The organism is Burkholderia sp. FW306-1C-G01B (assembly GCF_058781685.1).
This window is the reverse complement of sequence record NZ_JBYSWZ010000007.1, coordinates 104,730-126,754: the sequence shown is the minus strand read 5'-3', so window position 1 is coordinate 126,754 and position 22,025 is coordinate 104,730. Positions and strand designations below refer to the sequence as shown.

The following is a 22,025-nucleotide window of genomic DNA, read 5'->3' as shown; positions in this document are numbered from 1 at the left end:
AGAAAAGCCGGGGCACGCCCCGGCTTTTTTCGCTCGCAGGCGCGGCCCGCCGGCCGTTTCGCTTACGCGTTGCCCGACAGCGCGTCGGCCTGGCTCGCGCGGATGCCGAGGCGCTCGAACAGTGCGCGGTCGCGCTGCGTCTGCGGGTTGCTGGTCGTCAGCAACTGGTCGCCATAGAACATCGAGTTCGCGCCGGCGAGGAAGCACATCGCCTGCATCGCGTCGTCGAGCTGCTCGCGGCCGGCCGACAGGCGCACGACGGCCTTCGGCATCGTGATGCGCGCGACCGCGATCGTGCGCACGAACTCGAACGGGTCGAGCGGCGCGGTGCCTTCGAGCGGCGTGCCTTCGATCGCGACGAGGTTGTTGATCGGCACCGATTCCGGATACGGGTTCAGGTTCGCGAGCTGCGAGATCAGACCCGCGCGCTCGCGGCGCGATTCGCCCATCCCGATGATGCCGCCGCAGCACACGTTGATGCCCGCGTCGCGCACGCGGTCGAGCGTGTCGAGGCGGTCCTGGTACGTGCGCGTCGAGATCACCTGGCCGTAGAACTCCGGCGACGTGTCGAGGTTGTGGTTGTAGTAGTCGAGGCCCGCGTCGGCGAGCTGCTGCGCCTGTTCGTCCTCGAGCATGCCGAGCGTCATGCAGGTTTCGAGGCCGAGCTCCTTCACGCCGCGCACCATCTCGGTCAGCGCCGGCATGTGGCGCTCCTTCGGGTTACGCCACGCGGCGCCCATGCAGAAGCGGCTCGCGCCGTTCGCCTTTGCCGCGCGCGCGGCGTCGAGCACCGTGTCGACGTCCATCAGCTTCTCGGCCTTCAGGCCCGTGTCGTGATGCGACGACTGCGAGCAGTAGCCGCAATCTTCCTCGCAGCCGCCCGTCTTGATCGACAGCAGCGTCGACAACTGCACCGCGTTCGCGTCGAAGTGCTCGCGATGCACCTGCTGCGCGCGGAAGATCAGGTCGTTGAACGGCAGCGCGAACAGCGCGACGACGTCGGCGACGCGCCAGCGCTGCGGGGCCGGTGCAGCCACGGGAATCGCGTCGGGTTGCACGGCGGCGGTCTGGGCTTGGGTCATTTCGTTTTCCTGTCCTGGGCGGGATTGGGGGATCGGTTGGGTCAATGCTGCGCGGCGCGCAGCGACTCGACGAGCGCGGCGATGTCGAGCATCGCCACGGCGGATTCGGGAGCGGCCGGCGCCATGTGCGGGATGCGGCCGATGAGCGGCGCGCGGTGCTCGCGCGCGAGCCAGTCGCGGATCGTTGCGACGTTTTCGTCCGGATACGACATCGTGGGGTCGACGTGGTTCGCGACCCAGCCCGCGAGCGTGAGGCCGCGTTGGCGAATCGCGTCGGCGGTCAGCAGCGCGTGGCTGATGCAGCCGAGCCGTACGCCGACCACCAGCACGACCGGCACGCCGAGCGCGACCGCGAGGTCGGCCATGTCCTGCGTGTCGTTCAGCGGCACGCGAAAGCCGCCGGCGCCTTCGACGACGACGATATCCGCGCGCGTCAGCGCTTCACGATGGCACGCGACGATCGTGTCGATGTCGAGCGTCACGCCTTCCTGCGCGGCGACGATGTGCGGCGCGGCAGGCGCCTTCAGCAGGAACGGTGTGCGCAGTTCGGGCGGCAGCACGACGTTCGCTGCCGCGTCGAGCTGGTCGGCGTCCTCGTTGTGCCAGACGCCATCCCGTTCGTACGCGCCGGCCGCGACCGGCTTCAGCGCGGCCGCGCGCAATCCGTGCCGCGCGAAGCCGTGCAGCATCGCGGCCGACACGAAGGTCTTGCCGATTTCGGTGTCGGTGCCGGTGACGAAAAGGGAGAGCGGGGCCGTCATGCTGCTGCCTCGCTGGCCTCGATCAACGCGGTTTCGAGCCGTGCGAGATCGTCGAACGAATGCGCGGCCGACAGCGACACGCGCAGCCGCGACGTGCCGGCGGGCACCGTCGGCGGCCGGATCGCCGGCACCCACAGGCCGTGCGCGTCGAGCGCGCGCATCGCGGCGAGCGTCGCGTCGTTGCTGCCGATCACGAGCGGCTGCACGGCCGTGTGCGAATCGACCGGCTGCCAGCGCGTGTTGCGCAGCAGCGCGCGCGTGCGCTCGATCAGCGCGGCGAGGTGCGCGCGGCGTGCGTCGCCTTCGTCGCCCGCGATCACCTTCAGGCTGGCCGATACCGCATGCGCGACGGCCGGCGGCGCGGCCGTCGTGAAGATGTAGCTGCGCGCGCGCTGGATCAGCCATTCGATCACGGTCTCGTGCGCGATGACGAACGCGCCCGCGACGCCGGCCGCCTTGCCGAGCGTGCCGACGTACACGAGATGCGGCGAACGCAGCGCGGCGGCCGCGAGCGCGCCGCGGCCCTGCGGGCCGAGCACGCCGAAGCCGTGCGCGTCGTCGACGACGAGCCATGCGCGGTGGCGTTCGGCCAGCGCGACGAGTTCGGCGAGCGGCGCGACGTCGCCGTCCATGCTGAACACGGTGTCGCTGACGATCAGTTTCGTTTCGGCATCCGATGCTTCGAGCAGCGCGGCGAGCGCGGCGGTGTCCGCGTGCGGATAGACCTGCACGTTCGCGCGCGACAGCCGCATGCCGTCGATCAGCGATGCATGGTTCAGCGCGTCGGAGAAGATCGTCGCGCCTTTGCCGGTGAGCGCCGTCATCGCGGCGAGGTTCGCCATGTAGCCGGTGCTGAAGTACAGCGCGCGCGGCGCGTCGCAGAAGCCGCCCGCGAAGCCCGCGAGCTCGTCCTCGAGCTTTGCATGCGCGCGCGAATGGCCGCCGAGCAGATGCGAGCCGCCGCTGCCGGAACCGTAGCGCTGCGCGCCTTCGGCGAACGCGGCGACGAGCACCGGGTGCGCGGCGAGGCCGAGGTAGTCGTTGCTCGCGAAACCGACGATCTCGCGGCCGTCGACGGTCATACGCGCGTCGCACGCGGTGTCGGCGATGCGGCGCACGCGGCGCAGCCCTTGCGCGTCGAGATCGGCGAGGCCGCGCTGCAGCGTGTCGAGCAGGGGCGTCGTCGCTGCCTCCCGCCGGGCCGCGCCAAGGGGCGTAGCGGGGAATTCGCGGAGCATCGCTCCGCGCCCGTGCAGCCGGTCGGCTTTGCAAAGCCGACCGTGGACGGCTGCCGCCCCCTCGGGGGGCAGCGAACGCAGTGAGCGTGGGGGCTGTTTCATCACGTGATCTCCGCGAGCGTGGCGTCGAGCGTGTCGCGCGTGCGCTGCGCGAGCCACGCGATGTCATCGTCGCTCATCACGTACGGCGGCATCAGGTACGCGGTCGTGCCGATCGGGCGCAGCAGCAGCTCGCGCTCGAGCGCGCGTTCGAAGAAGCGCCGCGAGAAGCCGCGCGCCGCGTCGCCGTCGAGCGCGACGTCGAATGCGAACAGCGTGCCGCGTTCGCGCAGGTGGCGCACCTGCGGGTGCGCATCGAGCGGCGCGAGCGCGGCGCGCATCGCGGCCGACTTGCGCACGTTTTGAGCGAGCACGTCGTCGCGCGCGAACAGGTCGAGCGTCGCGACCGCCGCGCGGCACGCGAGCGGGTTGCCCGTGTACGAATGCGAGTGCAGGAAGCCGCGCGTCGTATCGTCGTCGTAGAACGCCGCGAACACGTCGTCGCGCGTGAGCACGAGCGACAGCGGCAGGTAGCCGCCGCTGATGCCTTTCGACAGGCACATGAAATCGGGCCACACGCCGGCCTGCTCGCACGCGAAGAAGGTGCCGGTGCGGCCGCAGCCGACCGCGATCTCGTCGGCGATCAGGTGCACGCCGAATTCGTCGCACAGCGCGCGCAGCCCGCGCACGTACGACGGATCGTGCATCGCCATGCCGGCCGCGCACTGCACGAGCGGCTCGACGATCAGCGCGGCGATCCGGTCGCCGCGTTCGACGAACAGGCGCCGCACGTCCGCGAGCGCGCGGCCCGCGACATCGGCGGCCGTCTCGCCCGGCAGCGCGCCGCGCGCATCGGGCGACGCGACGACGTGTGCATGGCGGATCAGCGGGTCGTACGCATCCTTGAACAGCGCGACGTCGGTCACGCCGAGCGCGCCGATCGTCTCGCCGTGATAGCTGTTCGCGACGCAGACGAATTCCTGCTTGTTCGCGCGGCCGCGGTTGCGCCACGCGTGGAAGCTCATCTTCAGCGCGATCTCGACGGCCGACGCACCGTCCGACGCGAAGAACGCATGGCCGAGCGTGCGCGCGGTGAGCGCATGCAGCCGCTCGGCGAGCTCGATCGCGGGCTCGTGCGTGCAGCCGGCGAGCATCGCGTGCTCGAGCGTGTCGAGCTGGTCCTTCAGCGCCGCGTTGATGTCCGGGTTCGCATGGCCGAACAGGTTGACCCACCACGAACTGATTGCGTCGAAGTAACGACGGCCGTCGCGGTCGTACAGCCACACGCCCGCGCCGCGCGCGACCGGGATCAGCGGCAGGCGCTCGTGGTGCTTCATCTGGGTGCAGGGATGCCAGACCGCGCGCAGGCTGCGCGCGACCCAGTCGTCGGTGGCTGGCGTACTCAAGGCTACTCCGGAGGGTAAAACGGCCGCGCGGCATCGACGGGATGCCGCGCGGCAGATTCGAAAACGCGCTGAGATTAGCGTGTTCCGCGACACGTTGCACTAGCGGTTACAAACGCCGCAAAGCCTTGCTGGGCGGGAGTTCGGCGCAGTTCGGGGCTGCTCGGGACGGTACGGTTCAGATGCCCTGAAATGAGCGCAGATAACGACGTTAGAGTGACACCCCCCGACAGAAAAAATCGCGGGACGGGCACGGTGCGATCGCGAAAAATCGGGGATCGAAGCGGCCGGCAAAGCTGGGCGATGCCACGCGCGAACCGCGGCGGCGGAATGGTCTGCGGAATCCGGGGGCAGGCTGCCGGAACGGCAGGCGATGGCGCGAACGCGCGAATACGGCGCGATGCGATCGCGCACGGAAGAACGAGGCGGGAAGCGGGAAGGGAGGCGAAAAAGGCGCGGCGTACGGCCCGCCGCGCGTCAGCGCGAAGCCAGCGCGTGCGTATCGGCGTCGTGCGTGCTGCCGTCGCCGTTGTCGGCCGTCTGCGTCGTGTTTGCGTTCCACACGACGCGGTCGTTGACCGCATACAGCCGGCACGCGCCCGCGCCCTGTTTCGCGCAGTTGTCGAGCGCGAGCGCCATCGGGTCGTCGCCGCCTTCGGCCCACGACCACGCACCTTCCGACGACACCGCGAACGCGCGGCTAGGATGCTGGTTCAGGAAGCGGCGATAGCCTTCGCGGCCGGCTTCGTCGACATACGGCACCGCGTTGACCGCGTCGATGGCCGCATAGCCGGTGGCCTTCGGTTCGTGCGGGTTCGCGACCGCGTAGCGCACCGAGGTCGGCAGGTTCAGCTTCTCGAGGAACGCGTTGACGGCCGGCCACCAGACCGGCACGCCGTCGCGATCGACGATCAGCCGGTGCGCGTCGTCCTTGTAGCGGCCGAAATCGATGAACTGGGCTTGCGTGCCGTGCGACACGTACGCGTCGTGCATTTGCGCGACGAGCCCGGGCGTCCACACCGAATCGTTGTCGCCGTACAGCCACAGCGACCGCACGGCCGTGCGTGCGCCGTACTGGTCGAATGCGTCGACCAGGTTGCGCTGCCAGCCGTCGCAGAGATCCTGGCGCAGCCCGCCGGAGAAGTTGATGATGCCGCGCACGCCCGGTGCGGCTTCGGTGCCGTACGCAACCGATACGAGGCCGCCGTGCGACGTGCCGGCGACGACGATGCGCGACGCATCGACATACGACTGGCGCGACATGTAGCGCACCGTCGCGTCGACGTCGGCGGCCTGCGCGAGGCCGTTCTTGCCGACGTTGCAGCCTTCCTGCTGATAGGTGCCGCCCGAGCCGGCGAAGCCCTGGCGGTTCGGCGCGATCACCGCATAGCCGCGGCGCACGAATTCGCGGGCGAACGCGAGCGGCCGGCTGCGCGGCTGCAGATGGAGATCGCCGGTGTTCTTGCCGTGGTTGAAGACGACGAGCGGGAATGGGCCGGGGCCGTCCGGCTTGAAGAGCGTCGCCTCGAGCGTGACGGCGCCCGAAGCATCGGCCGGAATGCGGAGGATCTGTTCGTTGAGGCCGGCTGCGACCTGCGGCAGGTTCGAGCCGCCGTAGTCGAAGCGTTCGGCGTGGGCGAGCGACCCGCTTGCGGTGCCGGCACCCGTATTTGCGTTCGGCAGCGTACCGGCCTGAGCGGCCGACAGCGCACCGGCCGCCATCCATCCCACCAATACCTTGCTGAACGCCATTCGTAAGCCCTGCCATGCAACATGACCAATCTGACGGCCATCCTAGCCTGACAAAATCAGGTTGTGCAATGCGGGAATTACCCGGCGTCTGACACAGCAACTATTTGTCAGCGTTCGCTTACTTCGCCGTCGACATAGCGCCAGAAACCGTGCTCGTCGCGCTCGAAACGGCTCGTCTCGTGGAGCCGGTAAGCACGTCCGCCAACCTTGTAGCGGGCCACGAATTCGACCTCCGCGTGCCGTTCGTCGAGCGGCACATGGCGTTTTACCGCGAGGCCGAGCCAGCGCGGCGCGTCGGGCGCTTCGGGATCGGTGTCGAGATCGGGCGGGCAGGTGCGCGCGGCCCACGTCGCGCGCAGGTAGCCGGTCGCGCCGAGCACGTACGCGCTGTACCGCGAACGCATCAACTCGAGCGCCGTCGGCGCGGCTTCGCCGCCGTCGATGAAGCGGCCGCAGCAGGCCGCATAGCGCGGGGCCGGCGCTTTGCCGGCGGGAGCAGGGGACGCGCCGCCGCACGGGCACGCGTCAGGTCGGTTCAAATTCATGCGAAACGGGAATTAACGACGCTCGGTTGTGACCGCGGCTCACCAGCTCAGCTCGATGCCGTCGTACTGGAAGAAACGGCCGTTTGCCTGCGACACGTCGGCGCCGGCTTCGGCGATCACGCGGCGCATGCCGGTCACGCTGGTTTCCGGATCGATCGCGGCCTGCGCGCCGCCCATGTCGGTGCGCACCCAGCCGGGATGCAGCGAGATGCACGCGGCGTGGCGCGTCTGCAGCGACGCGATGCGCAGCACGTCGTTCAGCGCCGCCTTGCTCGCGCGGTACAGCCAGCCGGTCGTGCCGGTCGCCTCGGCGATGCTGCCCATCCGGCTCGACACGACGGCCAGCACGCCGCGCGCATCCTCGACGAGCGGCAGCAGGATCGGCAGCAACTGCATCGGCCCGCGCACGTTCGTGTGCATCACCGCGTCGAAATCCTCGGCGGCGATCGTCTCGACGCCTTCGGTGCGCGGCCCGTAGACGCCCGACACGAGCACGGCCGCATCGAGCCGTTCGCCGTCGAGCTTCCAGCCGAGCGCCGCGATCTGCTCGGGCTGCGCGATGTCGAGCGCATGCGCTTGCGCGCCGAGCGCGCGCAGCGCGGCGAGCGACGCTTCGTCGCGCGCGGTGGCGATCACGTTCCAGCCGTCGCGCCGGTATTGCCGGACGAATTCGCGGCCGAGGCCGCGCGATGCGCCGACGATCAGTACGGTTTTCATGTTCGCCGCTCCTTTGCAGTGCCGTGGTGACGGCGTCAGGTCAGTTCGATGCAGGTTGCCATTGCGTTTCCGCCGACGCGGAACGCGCGCTTACTCCGCGTCCGTGCAAGGCTTCAGGGTATCGACCACCGCCTGCGCGACTCCGTTCATTTGCGCGGCATCGGCGGCGACCATGTCGTTGTCGGGCGCATGCTGGCCGCCAGCGGTCAGCGCGGCGACGCAGCGCTTGTAGGTTTCGTCGAGCGCTTCGAAGTTCGACACGGCCATCCCGAGGTTGCGCATCCGGCCGTCGTGCACGCCATACACGAGCCCGTGCACGGTGAGCGACTGGCCGCGTGCCCATGCGTCGTTGACGATCGTCGTGCGGCACACGTTGACGACCTGCTCGATCGCGTTCAGCTCGATCAGGCGGCGATAGCGCGCCTCGCCCACCGGCCATTCGTCGAGCAGCGCCGCATGGCGCTCGCGCACGTCCTGCACGTGATGCAGCCAGTTGTCCGCGAGGCCGACGCGGCGGTTGTGCAGCGCCGCGTTCACGCCCGAGCAGCCGTAGTGGCCGACGACCATGATGTGCTTCACGCGCAGGATGTCGACCGCGAACTGGATCACCGACAGGCAGTTCAGGTCGCTGTGCACGACGACGTTCGCGATGTTGCGGTGGACGAACACTTCGCCCGGCGGCAGGCCGATGATCTGGTTCGCGGGCACGCGCGAATCCGAGCAGCCGATCCACAGGTATTCCGGCGCCTGCTGGTCGGCGAGGCGCGTGAAGAACTCGGGATCGTCGGCGAGCTTGCGCCTGACCCAGGCGTCGTTGTTGTCGAACAGGTGCGAGAGCGGGTTGACTGGGGTGTTCATCGGTGTGGATTCCGTTTTCGGAACTCGGGTCGATATCGGGTTTGGTGAAACCGGCGTCAGGCGGCGCGCTGCGCGTCGCCTTCACCGTCGTTCTGGTCCGTCGCGCCGAAGCGCGCGGGATAGCGCACGCAAAAACGCAGCGCCGCGTCGTATGGATAAAAATCGGGCAATTCGCCCTGCAGCAGCTTGTCCTTGCTCGTCTGCCACAGCACGGGATCGAAAAAGTCCGCGTGATGCTTCATGAATACGTCCCGCACGCGCGGGTCGCCGAGCAGGAACGGTCCGTAGGTTTCCGGAAAGATGTCGTGCGGGCCGACGGTATACCACGGTTCGCCGGACATCTCGTCTTCCTCGTTGCGCGGCGCCGGCACGCGGCGCACGTTGCAGTCGGTCAGGTACTCGATCTCGTCGTAGTCGTAGAACACGACGCGGCCGTGGCGCGTGACGCCGAAGTTCTTGTACAGCATGTCGCCGGGGAAGATGTTCGCCTTCATCAGCTCCTTCACCGCGTTGCCGTACTCCTTCACGCCGTGCTCGATGTCCGCGTCGGTGCCGTTCTGCAGGTACAGGTTCAGCGGCGTCATCCGGCGCTCGATGTACAGGTGCTTGATCACGAGATTGTCGTCCTCGTATTCGAGCAGCGACGGCACTTCCTTCTCGAGTTCGCGCACGAGCGCATGGTCGAGCCGCGCGAGCGGCAGCGCGACGCTCGAATACTCGAGCGTGTCGGCCATCCGCCCAAGGCGGTCGTGGCGCTTCACGAGCTGGTACTTCTCCATGATCTGCGCGCGCGTCGTTTCCTTCGGCGGCGGGAACTGATCCTTGATGATCTTGAACACGTACGGGAACGACGGCAGCGTGAACACGAGCATCACGAGGCCCTTGATCCCGGGCGCGACGATGAAGCGGTCGCTCGAGTGCGACAGGTGGTGCAGCAGGTCGCGGTAGAACAGGTTCTTGCCCTGCTTCTGCAGGCCGACCGACGTGTAGATTTCCGCCTTCGGCTTGCCTGGCATGATCGTGCACAGGAAGTCGACATACGCGGACGGCACGCCCATGTCGACGAGGAAATACGAGTGCGAGAAGCTGAAGATGATCTGCAGCAGGTCGCGGCGCAGCAGCACGGTGTCGAGCGCGAGCAGGCCCGGGCGCACGTGGCGGATCGGCACCGCGAACGGCAGCACGCGATCGGCATTGATGATGCGGCCGACGATGTACGCGCTCTTGTTGCGGAAGAACAGCGACGACAGCACGTGGATCTGGAAATTCGGTGCTGCATCGAAGTGGCCGAACTCGTCGTGGATCGCCTGCATCACGCACGCGATGTCGCGCTCGAGATCCTCGAACGGCGGCTCCAGCTGAAAATTCGTGACGATGCGCTCGAGCGTGACCGCGAGCCCGTCGGTGCCCGGGTAGTATGCGCGGTAGGTCGGTTTCGCGGCCGGCTCGTCGTTCTCGAGATACTCGGTCGAGATCGCCGGGCGCACGAAGATGAAATCGTTGTTGAAATACGAGCGGTGCAGGATCTTGCAGCACACCGAATTGAAGAACGTCTCCGCGCACTCGGGCTGGCGGTGCGACGTGAGCAGGCCGATATAGTGCAGCTTGATCTGCTGCCAGACCTCGTCGTCGATGTTCTCCGCGTCGTATTCGTCTTCCAGCACCTCGACGCACTCCTGCACGCGATCGTCGTACGACGTGATCCGCTCGCGCGCGAGCCGCTGCAGCCCGTGCCAGTCGGCGCGCTCGAACAGCGTCTTCGCGTCGACGGCCGCTTCGCGGAAGATCCGGTAGTGGCGGTCGAAGTTTTCGAGCATCGTCTGCGCGACGTCGAAACCGATCTGCGACGACAGCAGTTTGGGGAAGTGATTCATTGCGTGCAGGCTCGTTCGGGAGGGACTGTAAGCACTCGCCATTTTAGCGCCCAAGCGGGCGGATCAAAGACTTTGCGGCGACGCGTGGCCGGCCGGCAAGCGGCGGGTTATCCGTCGTTGGGTGCCGTTCGGTGCATCTTCGCGTAAAGATACGGGTACGGAACCGATTCTGACACGAACTTTTTTGACGGGCCGGCGGCTGCCGGGCACGCGTTTCGCGCGACGGCGATAGAATCGACGCACCGCCCGCCGCGGCCTGCCGCCGGCGCGCATTCGCACCGATAACGACGAGACGCCCCACCGATGAACGCACTGGAACACCAACTCGACTATCCCTTCGCCGACACGCTGCCCGCCGCGGGCGACACGTTCGAGGTCGCGCCCGGCGTGCGCTGGCTGCGCATGCCGCTGCCGTTCTCGCTCGACCACATCAACCTGTGGCTGCTGCGCGACGAGATCGACGGGCAGGCCGGCTGGACGATCGTCGATTGCGGGATCTCGTCGGACGCGATCCGCACGAACTGGGAGCAGATCTTCGACACGCATCTCGACGGCCTGCCCGTGCTGCGCGTGCTCGTCACGCACTGCCACCCCGATCACTTCGGCCTCGCGAACTGGCTGTGCGACGGCGGCGACAAGGGCCGCTGGAACGTGCGGCTGTGGATGACGCTCGGTGAATACCTGTTCGGCTGCCTGATGGCGGCCGGCAACGGCTCGAACGCGGGCGGCGCGGCCGCCGCCGATCATTTCGCGCGCCACGGGCTGACCGATCCGGCCGCGCTCGACAAGCTGCGCAACCGCCGCAGCTACTACTCGGATCTCGTGCCGGCCGTGCCGCCGCGCTATCGGCGCCTGCGCGAAGGCGATGCGGTGACGATCGGCGCGCGCACGTGGCGCGTCGTCACCGGCTACGGCCATTCGCCTGAACATTGCGCGCTGCACAGCGAAGCGGACGGCGTGCTGATCTCCGGCGACATGGTGCTGCCGCGCATCTCGACGAACGTGTCCGTGTTCGACCTCGAGCCGGAAGCGAACCCGCTCGCGCTGTACCTGCAGTCGCTCGGCCGCTACGAGACGATGGCGCCCGACACGCTCGTGCTGCCGTCGCACGGCAAGCCGTTCCGCGGTGTGCGCACGCGCATCGCGCAACTGCGCGAACACCACGACGCGCGGCTCGACGAAGTGCGCGTCGCGTGCGCGGAGCAGCCGATGAGCGCGGCCGACATCGTGCCGATCATGTTCCGCCGCCGCGAGCTCGACATTCACCAGATGACGTTCGCGCTCGGCGAGGCGCTCGCGCATTTGAACCTGCTATGGCTCGCGGGGGAACTCGTGCGCGAGCAGGGCGACGACGGCGTGCTGCGTTTTGCGCGCCGTTGAGCGGGGTATCGATGAAAGTGTCCGTGGCGCTTTTTGTAGAATCGTCGGCGTCAACCTGAATATCCACGATGAATCATGCCGCATAGCGTTTCTCTTGCCGATGTCATTACGCTTGCGTCAATCCGCGAGCTGGCCGACCCGAAATCCTTCGCACGTGGCGAGGCTTATTACCACGATGGCGTCGTTTCGCGACTGACCGAGCGCGACGGCTCGGTATCGGCGACCGTGCGCGGCACATATCGCTACCACGTCGAACTGGCGGCGGACGACGACGGCACGCTGGATTATTCGTGCAATTGCCCGGTCGGCGAAGACGAGGTGTTCTGCAAGCATGCGGTGGCCGTTGCGTTGTCGTGGCTCGAAAACAGCGGCGAGGAGGTCTTTCATCGCGACGTACCTGAGACGGTGCGCCCGAGACGAAAGCGCAAGACCTATGCGGAACTGATTCATGAGTATCTGGCGACGCTGGACGCGGATGCGTTGCGGAACCGGTTGCTCGACGCGGCCGAACGCGACAGGTCCTTGCGCGACAGGCTGTTGTTCGAGGCCCGCGCCGCGAATGCCGACGACATCTCGAGCCTGAAGGCTGCGGTCCGCCAGTTGGCGCGCGTCGCACGGCCGCTCGGCTGGGACGAAGCGCACCTTTACGGAGAAAACCTGTTCGAGCTGGCCGGCATGTTGCGCCGGCAACTCGACGGTCCGCATGCCGTGCACGTGGTCGAGCTGACCGAACTCGCGATCGCCGATGCGGAGGCGAGCCTCGAACAGATCGACGACTCGGGTGGCAGCGTGGCGCCCGGGTTCCACGAGTTGGCCGAACTGCATCTCGATGCATGCCGGCGGACACGCCCGGACGCCGTCCAGCTTGCCGAACGCCTGTTCCGCCTGCAGGTCGACGGGCAGTGGGATACGTTCCGCGGCGTGCTGCCGGCCTATGCGGAACCGCTGGGCGACGCGGGATTGAGCCGCTATCGGGAACTGGTCGAGCATCACTGGGCCGCGCTGCCCCCGCTGCCGGCGGGGCGGGACGATCGGCGTTCGTACGATTCGGTACGCTTGAATCTCGAGCATGCGATGGAATCGCTGGCGAGGCACGACGGCGACGTCGACGCGCTGATTCGCATCTGGTCGAAGGATCTGTCGGCGTCGTACCGATTCGCGCAGATCGCGGAATGGTGCGCGGAGCATGGCCGCTTCGACGAAGGGCTGGCATGGGCCGAGCGCGGGTTGCGCGAAGCGGGCGATCGTCGCGATTTTCGTCTTCTGGGCTTCTGTATCGACGAATACTTGCGTCGCCGCGAATTCGATCGGGCCGATGAACTCGCGTGGCAGCGTTTCGACGATCATCCAACGGCGGAAGCATTCTCGGCGTTGATGAAGGTCGCAAAAGTGACGAAGCGACGCGATGCCGTGCGGGAGCGCGCGGTTTCGCATCTGCTGTCTCTCGCGCGGAGCCAGGAAGCGCCGACCCGGGCCGGCCGCGCGCGCCGGGGCTGGCAGCCTTCGGCGCGCACCGAACTCGTCAAGCTGCTGCTTGCGGAAAAGGACGACGCAGCGGCGTGGGACGCGTTTGGCGGCGGCCCGGTCGAGACTGGCGTATGGCCGGCGATGGCGGCCGCACGCGCGAAGACGCATCCTGCCGATGCGATCGCGCTGTATCACCGGTTGTTGCCGATCGCCGTCGAACGCGGGACCGGTGGTGCGCGTTACGACGAGGCGTTTCGCGTCGTGCAGGCGATCGGTGCGCTGCGGGCGGCGCAGCGACAGAAGGCGGAATTCGACATGGAACTCGATGCGGTCCGGAAGACGTATCGCGCGAAGCGCAACTTCATCAAGTTGCTCGCGACGCTCGACGTGCAGCGCGCGTGACCGGCTCGATCGGGTATCGGGATGGAAATCGTATGGAAATCGATACGGCAGCAATCGATGACGCAGTCCTTGCGCTGCTCCAGTTGACTCTGCACGACCACAATCGCGCATGGAAGGGGCTCGATTGGGACGTGTTGAATCGCCTGCACGCGCGCGGTTTGATCGGCAACCCCGTGAACAACGCGAAATCCGTGGTCCTGACCGACGAGGGTTTGCGCGAATCCAGACGCTTGTTCGAACGGCTTTTCGTTGACCCGGGCAGTCGCGGCGAACCGTGACGCCCCTGCGCTTCACCACGCGACGGGTTCGTAGCGCCACCCGTCGCGATGCCATTGCATCGTGTGCGTCGGTTCGAGCGCCGCGAGAAACGCGGCGTCGTGCGATGCGACCACGATCGCGCCCGGGAAGCCGGCCAGCGCGGCTTCGATCGCGCGCACCGATTCGAGATCGAGGTGATTGGTCGGCTCGTCGAGCAGCAGCAGTTGCGCGGGTGAGCCACGCCACAACGCGCACGCGAGCGCGGCCTTCAGCCGTTCGCCGCCGCTCAGCTGTCGTGCAGGCTGCGTCGCGCGCGTCGCGTCGAGCTGCAACAGCGCGAGGCGGCTGCGCAGGTCGCCTTCGGCGAGCGGCGTATCGAGCAGCCCCAACTGCTCGACGATCGAGCGCCCGGGATCGAGCAGCGCGAGCCGCTGGTCGAGATACGCGGCGCTCACGTGCGTCGTGCATGTGCCTGAACGCGGCGCGAGCTCGCCCGCGAGCATCCGCAGCAACGTCGATTTGCCGCAGCCGTTCGGGCCCGTCAGCGCGATGCGCACGGCGCCGCTCGCCGACCACGTGATCGAATCCGAATCCGCATCGCCGGCCGCGCGCCACGGCAGTTGCGCGCGTTCGAGCGTGAATAGCTGACGGCGCGCGCTGATCTCGGTGCCCGGTAGCGACACGAGCACGGGCGCATCGGCTTCGACGCGCGCGGCCGCCTGCTGCACGCGTTCGTCGAGCGTTGCCTTGAAATCGTCCTGTTGGCGCCGGACTTGCCCCATGATGCTGCGCGCCGCACCCTTGCGGCTTTGTTTCGCCATCGACGACAGGTTGGCCGTCTTCGCATCGCGCAGCGAGCCGGCCGCGTGACGCTGGATCGTGTCGTGTTCCTGTTCGAGCCTGCGCCTGACGCGCCCGCGTTCGGTGCGCGCATGGTCGAGTGCTGCTTGCGCGGCGTCCTGTTCCGCGTCGCGCTGCGCGCGGTAGAACGCGTAGTTGCCGCCGTACGAGCGCACGCGTTGCGGTGTCAGCTCGACGATGCGCTGCACGCCGGCGAGCAGCGCACGGTCGTGGCTCACGATCACGAGCCCGCCGCGCCAGCCGTCGAGCGCCGCGCGTAGCCACGCACGGCCCGGCGCGTCGAGCTGATTGGTCGGTTCGTCGAGCACCAGCAGGCCGGCGCCGGACAGCAACGCGCCGATCAGCGCGACGCGTGCGAGCTGGCCGCCGCTCAGCGCGTGCGCGGGCATGTCGGGACGCACGTCGTGCAGGCCGGCCGCGTCGAGCGCCGTGCGCAGCCGCTCGGCGAGATCCCAGCGGTCGCCGATCAGGTCGAAGTCGTGCGGCTCCGCGCGGCCGTTCGCGAGACGCGCAAGCGCGCCGAGCGGCGCATCGAGCGCGGAGATTTGCGAGACGGTCCGCGGGCCGGCCGCTGCGTCGTCGTCGTGCCGTTGCGCGACGTAGACGACCGGCGCATGCCGGTCGATCGTCCCCGAACTCGGCGCGCAGCGGCCCGCGATCAGCTGCGCGAGCAGGCTCTTGCCGATGCCGTTGCGGCCGACGATGCCCGTCGGCGTGCGATCGATGGAAAGGTCGAGCGAATCGAACAGCGTGAAGCCGTCGTCGAAGCGGAAGGAAACGTGATGAAGCGCGACGAGCGCGCCGGTGGGCGTGGCTGCAGCCATAGGCACCTCCGAAAATGCGTGAAGACCTTCGCGCGGCGTGCGGGGCACGGCGGCGAAAACATTTTGGGAAGGCTTAGTTGTTCACTTTGGCTGGCGTCCGGTATGAGGAATAGGAGCGGAGTGTAGCAAGCGGGGGGCGCGGGCCGCAAGCGAGCGGCGCGAACGCCGTCGCTTGCGCGCCACGCGCGGTCACTGCACGGCGACCGTCGTGAAGTTCTGCCGTCCGAACGGGCTCACGCGATAGCCGCTCACGTTCGTGCGCGTGAGCGCCGCGGCGGTCGGGTAGCCGAGCGGGATCCACAGCGCCTGGTCGTGGATGATCTTCTGCGCGGTTTCATACAGCTTCGCGCGCTTGGCCTGGTCGGCGGTCGACTTGCCGTCGGCGATCAGCTTGTCGAGCTGCGCGTCGCAGAAGCGCGCGAAGTTGATGCCCGACTTCACCGCGTTGCAACTGAACAGCGGCGACAGGTAGTTGTCCGGATCGCCGTTGTCGCCGGCCCAGCCCATGAACAGCATGTCATGTTGGCCGAGTTTTGCCTGCTTGATCAGCTCGCCCCATTCGATCACCTTCACGTCGGCCTTCACGCCGATCTTCGCGAGGTCGGCTTGCAGCAGCTCCGCGCCGACCTTCGGGTTCGGGTTCAGCACGCTACCGGTCGGGCGCGTCCAGATCGTCGTCGAGAAGCCGTTCGGGAAGCCGGCCTGCGCGAGCAACTGCTTCGCCTTCGCGGGATCGTACGCATACGGCGCGACGTCCTTCGCGTAGCTCCACGTGTTCGGCGGATACGGGTTGTTCGCGGCCGTCGCGGTGTTGTCGAACACGACCTTCAGGTAGGTCGCGCGATCGAACGCGAGGTTCAGCGCCTCGCGCACCTTGTCGTTGTCGAGCGGTTTCTTCTGCGTGTTCAGCGCGACGAACGCGGTCATGAACGCGGGCGTCTGCACGACCTTCAGCGCGCTTTCGCCCTTCGCGGCGAGCACGTCCTGCGGCTTCGGCGACAGCGCGATCTGGCATTCGCCGGCCTTCACCTTCTGCAGGCGCACCGACGGGTCGGGCGTGATCGCGTAGATCAGCCGGTCGACCTTCGGCTTCGCGCCCCAGTACGTCGGGTTCGCGTCGTAGCGGATCAGCGCGTCCTTCGTATAGCTCTTCAGCACGAACGGGCCCGTGCCGACCGGCTTCGCGTTCAGGTCGGCCTGCTTGCCGGCCTTCAGCAACTGGTCCGCGTATTCGGCGGAATAGATCGACGCGAAGCCCATCGTCAGGATCGGCACGAACGTCGCGTTCGGCTCGTTCAGCACGAATTTCACGGTGCTGTCGTCGACCTTCGTGACCGACTTCACGAGCTTCACGAGGCCCATCGACTGCGCGTGCGGGAAGCCGCTCGCGCCGACCACCTTGTGCCACGGGTTCGAATCGTCGAGCATCCGCGTGAACGTGAACACGACGTCGTCCGCGTCGAGCGCGCGGCCCGGCTTGAAATAGTCGGTGGTCTGGAACGCGACGTTCGGGCGCAGGTGGAACGTGTAGGTGAGGCCGTCGGCGCTCGCGTCCCATTTGTCGGCGAGCGCGGGCACGACCTTTTTCGCGGCTTCGTCGTACGACACGAGCGTGTTGAAGATCACGTCGGCCGATGCGTTGATCGTGACGAGCGAGTTGTACTGCACGACGTCGAAGCCGTCCGGGCTCGATTCCGTGCAGACGGTGAGCGGTTTGGCGGCGGCGAGGCAGGGGGCGGCGAGTGCGGCGGCGACCGCGGCCGCGGCGAACAGCTTGACGTGCATAGGATCTTCCACGTGGCTTGTGCTTTTTGCTGGGTGACGGGATGCGGGCGCGGCCCGGAAGCGGGCGGGGCCGGCGCGGCTGGCGAACAGCATACCGGCAAAGCGCGCGGCGCGTGAAAAAAGGCGCCGGAACGCGGTGAATTGACCGAAAAACGGCTGCGTTCGCGACGGAACGGGTGTTGGGGCGGCGCGGAGGTGCGGGAGGCGAGGCTGGCGAGACGGTGAACGACGGGCGACCGTGAAGTCGGCGGCGTACGCGCGGATCAGCGGGACCAGCGGGATCGGCAGGATCGCGGAGGCGGTGCGCGACGGGCGGCCCGGCCGGAAGGAAGCGGCCTGCGCGGTGCAGGCGCGGCACTGCGCCGAGGACGAAATACCGGCGCGGCGGGCGACCTACCGGGTGCCCGATGCGCTCAGTGCGCGCCGGCCTTCGGCTTGCGCGGCGCCTTCTCGAACAGGCGGTCGTACAGCCAGCGCGGCAGCACGTGCAGCACCTTCGCGACGACGCCCATCTGCCACGGAATCACGCGGAACGCGTGCTGCCGTGCGATCGCTTTCGCCGCGCGCGCGGCGAAGCGGTCGGCGTCCATCAGGAACGGCATCCGGTACGGGTTGTGCGCGGTCATCGGCGTGCGGATGTAGCCGGGCGCGATCGTCACGACGCCGACGCCGGCCGGACGCAGCTCGACGCGCAGCGATTCGAGATACTTGATCGCGGCCGATTTCGACGCGCTGTACGCGCCGGAGCCGGGCAGGCCGCGCACGCCGGCGACGCTCGCGACGCCGACCAGCGTGCCGTGGCGCGCGGCCGTCATCGGGCCGACGAACGGCTCGAACGTCGCGACCATCCCGTAGTAGTTGATGTCCATCACGTTGCGGAACGTCGCGAGATCGCCCTGGCCCGTGACGGCGCCCTGGCTGATGCCCGCGTTCGCGATCACGACGTCCGGGCAGCCGTGCGTCGCGATGAACGACGCGGCGGCCGTCGCGAGCGCGTCGGCGTCGCGCACGTCGGCGGAATAGACGGAGATGGACAGCTTGGGGAAACGCCGCGCGAACGCATCGAGCGCCTCGGTGCGTCGCGCGACGAGCGCGAGCGTGGCGCCCTGGCGGGCGTATTCCTCGGCCATCGCGAGGCCGAGGCCGCTCGACGCGCCGGTGATGAAGACCTTCAGCGGAGTAGTCATGCCGGCGCGCGGGCGGGGGTCAGAGCTTCTTGTCCTGAACCTGCTTCACGAGGAAGTCGAGCGCCTGGGCGGTACCCGGGATGCTGTTCGTGTAAGCGGGGCCCGTCTTGTACTTGCCCTGGACGACGACCGTCGGCACGCCGTCGATCGCATAGTTCTTCAGCAGTTCGGCCGACTGCTTCACCTGGCCCTGCACGCTGAACGAGTTGTACGCGTCCATGAACTGCTTCTTGTCGACGCCCTGCGTGGCCAGGAAGTCGGCCTGCGCCTGCGGCGTCAGCAGGTAGTTCTTCTGCTTGTGGATCGCGTTGAAGATCGCCGGCGTGACCTTCTCGGAGATGCCGAGCGCGGACACCGCATAGAACAGCTTCGAGTGCGGGATGAAATCGTCGCGGAATGCGACCGGCACGCGCTTGAAGTCGATGTTGTTGCCCTGCTTCTTCACCCAGGCCTCGATCGTCGGCTCGAATTCGTAGCAGTGCGGGCAGCCGTACCAGAAGAACTCGATCACCTCGACCTTGCCGGCCGGCGCGGACACCGGCTGCGGCGACTTCATCACCTCGAAGTCCTTGCCGGCGACCGGTGCGGCAGGCGTTGCCTGGGCGAAGCCGGCCGCGAGGCCCAGGGACAGAAGGAGCGTGCTAAGCAGTTTTTTCATGTTGTGAACGTCGAATCAGTTGCTCGGGTTACGAAACGTAACGGGTTCTGCGTGGGCTCGACCGGCTGCCTACTGCTTCGTGAAGCGGATCACCGCCGTGTCGACACCTGCATCGGACAAGCGCTGACGGGCCGAGTTCATATCCTCGAACTTCGAGAACGGGCCGACGCGCACGCGGAAATAGGTCACGCCGCTGACATCGCGCTTCGACACCTTCGACTCGAAGCCCTGGAAGCCGAGGCGCGCGCGCTGCTGCTCGGCGTCGCCTTCCGTCTTGTACGCGCCGACCTGCAGGAAGTAGCCGGTATTCGCGTCGCTCGCGGTCGGCGGCTTCGCTGCCGCGGCGGCGGTGGCCGACGACGTCGGCTTCGGCGTGTTCGCAGCCTGCTGTTGCTGCTGCTTTTGCGCGGCGGCCTGCTGCGCCTGCTTCTGCGCGGCGAAGCGCGCGAGGTCGTCCTCGCCCGCCTGCTGTTGCTGCTGCGGCTGCGTCTTCTTCGGCGGCGTGGTGTCGGCCGGCTTCGGTGCGACGGCGACGCCGTTACCCGACGACGTATTGTTCGACGCGGTCGTGTTGCTCGAGCTGCCGGTGTTGTTCGAGCCGCTCGACCCGTTGGCCGACGGCGGCACTTCGACGATCTGCGGCTCGGGCAACAGGCCGCCCTGGGTCTGGTTCGCGGCCTGGCCGGGCGCGGTGTTGGGCGGTGCGGGCTGCGCGGCCTGCGGCACCGGCTGGCCGGGCGTCTTGCCCTGCAGCGCGCGGTTCGGGTCGAACTGCTGCGGCTGGCTCGCGCCGTTGTCGGCCGGCGGCGGCGCGACCTTCGACACGAACGGCGACGGCGAACGCGTGATGTAGAGCGCCACCACCACGGCGATCGCGAGGCCGACGATCAGGCCCAGCACGATTCCAAGAAATGTCCCTCCGGCTTGTTTCGATTGTTTCGAAGTGCGGCGTGGTTGTGCCATTGCTTGAGTCACCTGCAAAAAGAATCGTGAAAAGGCCGCGGCGGGCTATCCGACGGCGGGTAATCCGACGGCGGTCGCTGCCGCGGCCATTCGCTGCCCGGTTCGGGCCGCTTGCGTCCTTACATCTTGGCGGGCGCGGACACGCCGAGCACCGCCAGGCCGTTCTCGAGCACCTGCCGGGTCGCGGCGAGGAGCGCGGCGCGCGCGTTGCGTGGCGCTTCATCGTCGACCAGCACGCGCTCCGCATTGTAGAACGAGTGGAATTCGCCAGCGAGATCGCGCAGGTAGAACGCGACCGCGTGCGGCGCCAGCTCGTTCGCCGCGTGCGTGAGCATGTCCGGATACTCGGCGAGCTTCTGCATCAGCGATGCGGCCTGCGCGCTCGTCAGTTGCGACAGGTCGGCGCCCGGCAGTTGCGCGGCGTCGACGTTGTAGCGCGACTTCAATTCATTGAGCACCGAGCAGATCCGCGCATGGGCGTACTGGACGTAATAGACCGGGTTCTCGTCGTTCTGTTTCAGCGCCAGGTCGATGTCGAACACGAACTCGGTATCGGCCTTGCGCGAGATCAGGAAGAAACGCACCGCGTCGCGGCCGCGCGTGATGGTCGCCTCGTCGATCAGGTCGGGCGCCGCTTCCTGGCCCGCCGCGGCACCGCCCGACCATTCGATCAGGTCGCGCACCGTCACGTAGCTGCCCGCGCGCTTCGAGATCTTCACTTCCTGGCCGTCGCGCATCACGGTGACCATCTTGTGCAGCACGTAGTCGGGATAGCCCTTCGGGATCCCGACGTGCAGCCCCTGCAGGCCCGCGCGCACGCGCGCGATCGTGCCGTGGTGGTCCGAGCCCTGGATGTTGATCACCTTCGTGAAGCCGCGCTCCCACTTCGTCACGTGGTACGCGACGTCCGGCACGAAGTACGTGTACGTGCCGTCCGACTTGCGCATCACGCGATCCTTGTCGTCGCCTTCGTCGGTCGTGCGCAGCCACAGCGCGCCGTCCTGCTCGTAGGTCATGCCGGCCTTGACCAGCGCGTCGACCGTCTTCTCGACGCGGCCTTCGCTGTACAGCGACGATTCGAGGTAGTACTGGTCGAACTTCACGCCGAACGCCTGCAGGTCCATGTCCTGTTCGCGACGCAGGTACGTGACCGCGAACTTGCGGATCGCGTCGAGATCCTCGACGTCGCCCGCGCCCTTGACGGGCTCGCCGTCCGACGCGGCGACCGTTTCGCCGTTCAGGTAGTCGCGTGCGATGTCGGCGATGTATTCGCCGTTGTACGCGGCTTCCGGCCAGCCCGCGTCGCCCGGCTTCAGGCCGCGCGCGCGCGCCTGCGTCGAGATCGCGAGGTTGCCGATCTGCACGCCCGCGTCGTTGTAGTAGAACTCGCGGTGCACCGCGTAGCCCTGGCTCGCGATCACGTTCGCGAGCACGTCGCCGAGCGCGGCCTGGCGGCCGTGGCCGACGTGCAGCGGGCCGGTCGGGTTCGCCGACACGAATTCGAGCAGCACCTGCTTGCCTTTCTCGCGATCCGACGTGCCGAACGCGCGGCCCTGGTCGAACACGGCGGCGATCACCGCCTGCTTCGCGGCGGCCGACAGGCGCAGGTTGATGAAGCCGGGGCCGGCGATTTCGGCGGCTTCGACGAGCCCTTGCGCGGCCGGCTGCGCGGTGAGCGCGGCGACGATCTGCTCGGCGAGCTGGCGCGGGTTCGCGCCGAGCGGCTTGGCGAGCTGCATCGCGACGTTGCACGCGACGTCGCCGTGCGCGGCGACCTTCGGGCGCTCCAGCGTGATGGCCGGGGCGACGAACGTGGCGTCGGCGCCTTTCAGCGCGTGTGCGACCTGCTTGACGCTATCCGCGAGCAGGGCTTCGAGGGTCTGTTTGTGTGCTGGCAGCATGCTGGTAGAAGGCTTCGTTGGTGGCGGCCGGAAACGCCGGGCCGCCGGCGCGCTTTTTAAGCGCGCGTTT

The 22,025-nt window shown here is 67.9% G+C and carries 18 protein-coding genes; 3 read left to right on the top strand and 15 right to left on the bottom strand.

Translation table 11 applies throughout. From position 1 onward, the window contains the following. Positions 1-62: 62 nt before the first annotated feature. From bioB to aceK, 9 genes are all read right to left on the bottom strand, one after another. Positions 63-1,082 (bottom strand): biotin synthase BioB, encoded by a 1,020-nt coding sequence (bioB, locus tag AC3WLY_RS15725; protein WP_425131627.1) that lies wholly within the window; start codon positions 1,080-1,082, stop codon positions 63-65. A 41-nt stretch (positions 1,083-1,123) separates the two neighbouring features. Further along, positions 1,124-1,843, bottom strand: a complete 720-nt coding sequence (bioD, locus tag AC3WLY_RS15720) for a dethiobiotin synthase (protein ID WP_492310225.1) — start codon at positions 1,841-1,843, stop codon at positions 1,124-1,126. After that, positions 1,840-3,081: an 8-amino-7-oxononanoate synthase gene (gene bioF / locus AC3WLY_RS15715; protein WP_492310226.1), complete on the bottom strand. Its 1,242-nt coding sequence runs from the start codon at positions 3,079-3,081 to the stop codon at positions 1,840-1,842. Before bioF ends, bioD begins: the two co-directional genes overlap by 4 nt. A 101-nt stretch (positions 3,082-3,182) precedes the next feature. After that, the gene (gene bioA / locus AC3WLY_RS15710) at positions 3,183-4,526 is read right to left on the bottom strand and encodes an adenosylmethionine--8-amino-7-oxononanoate transaminase (RefSeq protein WP_492310227.1); all 1,344 of its coding nucleotides are present in this window, start codon (positions 4,524-4,526) and stop codon (positions 3,183-3,185) included. Between the two features lie 474 nt (positions 4,527-5,000). Then, entirely contained in the window at positions 5,001-6,275 is a 1,275-nt protein-coding gene (locus AC3WLY_RS15705; RefSeq protein ID WP_175963785.1) for a dienelactone hydrolase family protein, read from the bottom strand. 107 nt (positions 6,276-6,382) lie between these two features. Beyond that, complete coding sequence (locus AC3WLY_RS15700; RefSeq protein ID WP_175963786.1) at positions 6,383-6,820, bottom strand: YchJ family protein; 438 nt, start codon at positions 6,818-6,820, stop codon at positions 6,383-6,385. 39 nt (positions 6,821-6,859) lie between these two features. Further along, positions 6,860-7,537: an SDR family oxidoreductase gene (locus AC3WLY_RS15695; RefSeq protein WP_175963787.1), complete on the bottom strand. Its 678-nt coding sequence runs from the start codon at positions 7,535-7,537 to the stop codon at positions 6,860-6,862. Between the two features lie 90 nt (positions 7,538-7,627). Then, positions 7,628-8,395: a carbonate dehydratase gene (can, locus tag AC3WLY_RS15690; protein WP_175963788.1), complete on the bottom strand. Its 768-nt coding sequence runs from the start codon at positions 8,393-8,395 to the stop codon at positions 7,628-7,630. Between the two features lie 56 nt (positions 8,396-8,451). Then, entirely contained in the window at positions 8,452-10,269 is a 1,818-nt protein-coding gene (gene aceK, locus AC3WLY_RS15685; protein WP_425131624.1) for a bifunctional isocitrate dehydrogenase kinase/phosphatase, read from the bottom strand. Positions 10,270-10,572: 303 nt separating this feature from the next. Between aceK and AC3WLY_RS15680 the strand changes: the two genes are divergently transcribed. From AC3WLY_RS15680 to AC3WLY_RS15670, 3 genes are all read left to right on the top strand, one after another. After that, a complete protein-coding gene (locus AC3WLY_RS15680; RefSeq protein ID WP_492310228.1) occupies positions 10,573-11,649 on the top strand; it encodes an MBL fold metallo-hydrolase in 1,077 nt (358 codons plus the stop codon). 75 nt (positions 11,650-11,724) lie between these two features. Next, positions 11,725-13,518, top strand: a complete 1,794-nt coding sequence (locus AC3WLY_RS15675; protein WP_492310229.1) for an SWIM zinc finger family protein — start codon at positions 11,725-11,727, stop codon at positions 13,516-13,518. Positions 13,519-13,550: 32 nt separating this feature from the next. Beyond that, a complete protein-coding gene (locus AC3WLY_RS15670; protein WP_175963792.1) occupies positions 13,551-13,796 on the top strand; it encodes a DUF6429 family protein in 246 nt (81 codons plus the stop codon). A gap of 12 nt (positions 13,797-13,808) precedes the next feature. On the opposite strand, the gene AC3WLY_RS15665 is transcribed toward AC3WLY_RS15670, so the two are convergent. From AC3WLY_RS15665 to argS, 6 genes are all read right to left on the bottom strand, one after another. Further along, a complete protein-coding gene (locus AC3WLY_RS15665) occupies positions 13,809-15,461 on the bottom strand; it encodes an ABC-F family ATP-binding cassette domain-containing protein (protein ID WP_492310230.1) in 1,653 nt (550 codons plus the stop codon). A gap of 189 nt (positions 15,462-15,650) precedes the next feature. Further along, positions 15,651-17,246, bottom strand: coding sequence for an ABC transporter substrate-binding protein (locus AC3WLY_RS15660; protein ID WP_492310231.1), 1,596 nt, complete (start codon positions 17,244-17,246; stop codon positions 15,651-15,653). A 413-nt stretch (positions 17,247-17,659) separates the two neighbouring features. Continuing rightward, positions 17,660-18,433 carry an SDR family oxidoreductase gene (locus AC3WLY_RS15655; protein WP_072437339.1) on the bottom strand — a complete coding sequence of 258 codons (774 nt, stop codon included), beginning with the start codon at positions 18,431-18,433 and terminating at the stop codon, positions 17,660-17,662. A gap of 19 nt (positions 18,434-18,452) precedes the next feature. After that, a complete protein-coding gene (locus tag AC3WLY_RS15650; RefSeq protein WP_175963795.1) occupies positions 18,453-19,091 on the bottom strand; it encodes a thiol:disulfide interchange protein DsbA/DsbL in 639 nt (212 codons plus the stop codon). Positions 19,092-19,160: 69 nt separating this feature from the next. Beyond that, positions 19,161-20,054: an SPOR domain-containing protein gene (locus tag AC3WLY_RS15645; protein WP_347068385.1), complete on the bottom strand. Its 894-nt coding sequence runs from the start codon at positions 20,052-20,054 to the stop codon at positions 19,161-19,163. Positions 20,055-20,173: 119 nt separating this feature from the next. Further along, positions 20,174-21,955 (bottom strand): arginine--tRNA ligase, encoded by a 1,782-nt coding sequence (argS, locus tag AC3WLY_RS15640; RefSeq protein ID WP_492310232.1) that lies wholly within the window; start codon positions 21,953-21,955, stop codon positions 20,174-20,176. Between the last annotated feature and the right edge of the window lie 70 nt (positions 21,956-22,025).

Coding starts and splice junctions, on each gene's coding strand:
- bioB (WP_425131627.1), bottom strand. CDS start 1,082: ATGACCCAAGCCCAGACCGCCGCCGTGCAACCCGACGCGATTCCCGTG.
- bioD (WP_492310225.1), bottom strand. CDS start 1,843: ATGACGGCCCCGCTCTCCCTTTTCGTCACCGGCACCGACACCGAAATC.
- bioF (WP_492310226.1), bottom strand. CDS start 3,081: ATGCTCCGCGAATTCCCCGCTACGCCCCTTGGCGCGGCCCGGCGGGAG.
- AC3WLY_RS15705 (WP_175963785.1), bottom strand. CDS start 6,275: ATGGCGTTCAGCAAGGTATTGGTGGGATGGATGGCGGCCGGTGCGCTG.
- AC3WLY_RS15700 (WP_175963786.1), bottom strand. CDS start 6,820: ATGAATTTGAACCGACCTGACGCGTGCCCGTGCGGCGGCGCGTCCCCT.
- AC3WLY_RS15695 (WP_175963787.1), bottom strand. CDS start 7,537: ATGAAAACCGTACTGATCGTCGGCGCATCGCGCGGCCTCGGCCGCGAA.
- can (WP_175963788.1), bottom strand. CDS start 8,395: ATGAACACCCCAGTCAACCCGCTCTCGCACCTGTTCGACAACAACGAC.
- aceK (WP_425131624.1), bottom strand. CDS start 10,269: ATGAATCACTTCCCCAAACTGCTGTCGTCGCAGATCGGTTTCGACGTC.
- AC3WLY_RS15680 (WP_492310228.1), top strand. CDS start 10,573: ATGAACGCACTGGAACACCAACTCGACTATCCCTTCGCCGACACGCTG.
- AC3WLY_RS15675 (WP_492310229.1), top strand. CDS start 11,725: ATGCCGCATAGCGTTTCTCTTGCCGATGTCATTACGCTTGCGTCAATC.
- AC3WLY_RS15670 (WP_175963792.1), top strand. CDS start 13,551: ATGGAAATCGATACGGCAGCAATCGATGACGCAGTCCTTGCGCTGCTC.
- AC3WLY_RS15665 (WP_492310230.1), bottom strand. CDS start 15,461: ATGGCTGCAGCCACGCCCACCGGCGCGCTCGTCGCGCTTCATCACGTT.
- AC3WLY_RS15660 (WP_492310231.1), bottom strand. CDS start 17,246: ATGCACGTCAAGCTGTTCGCCGCGGCCGCGGTCGCCGCCGCACTCGCC.
- AC3WLY_RS15655 (WP_072437339.1), bottom strand. CDS start 18,433: ATGACTACTCCGCTGAAGGTCTTCATCACCGGCGCGTCGAGCGGCCTC.
- AC3WLY_RS15650 (WP_175963795.1), bottom strand. CDS start 19,091: ATGAAAAAACTGCTTAGCACGCTCCTTCTGTCCCTGGGCCTCGCGGCC.
- AC3WLY_RS15645 (WP_347068385.1), bottom strand. CDS start 20,054: ATGGCACAACCACGCCGCACTTCGAAACAATCGAAACAAGCCGGAGGG.
- argS (WP_492310232.1), bottom strand. CDS start 21,955: ATGCTGCCAGCACACAAACAGACCCTCGAAGCCCTGCTCGCGGATAGC.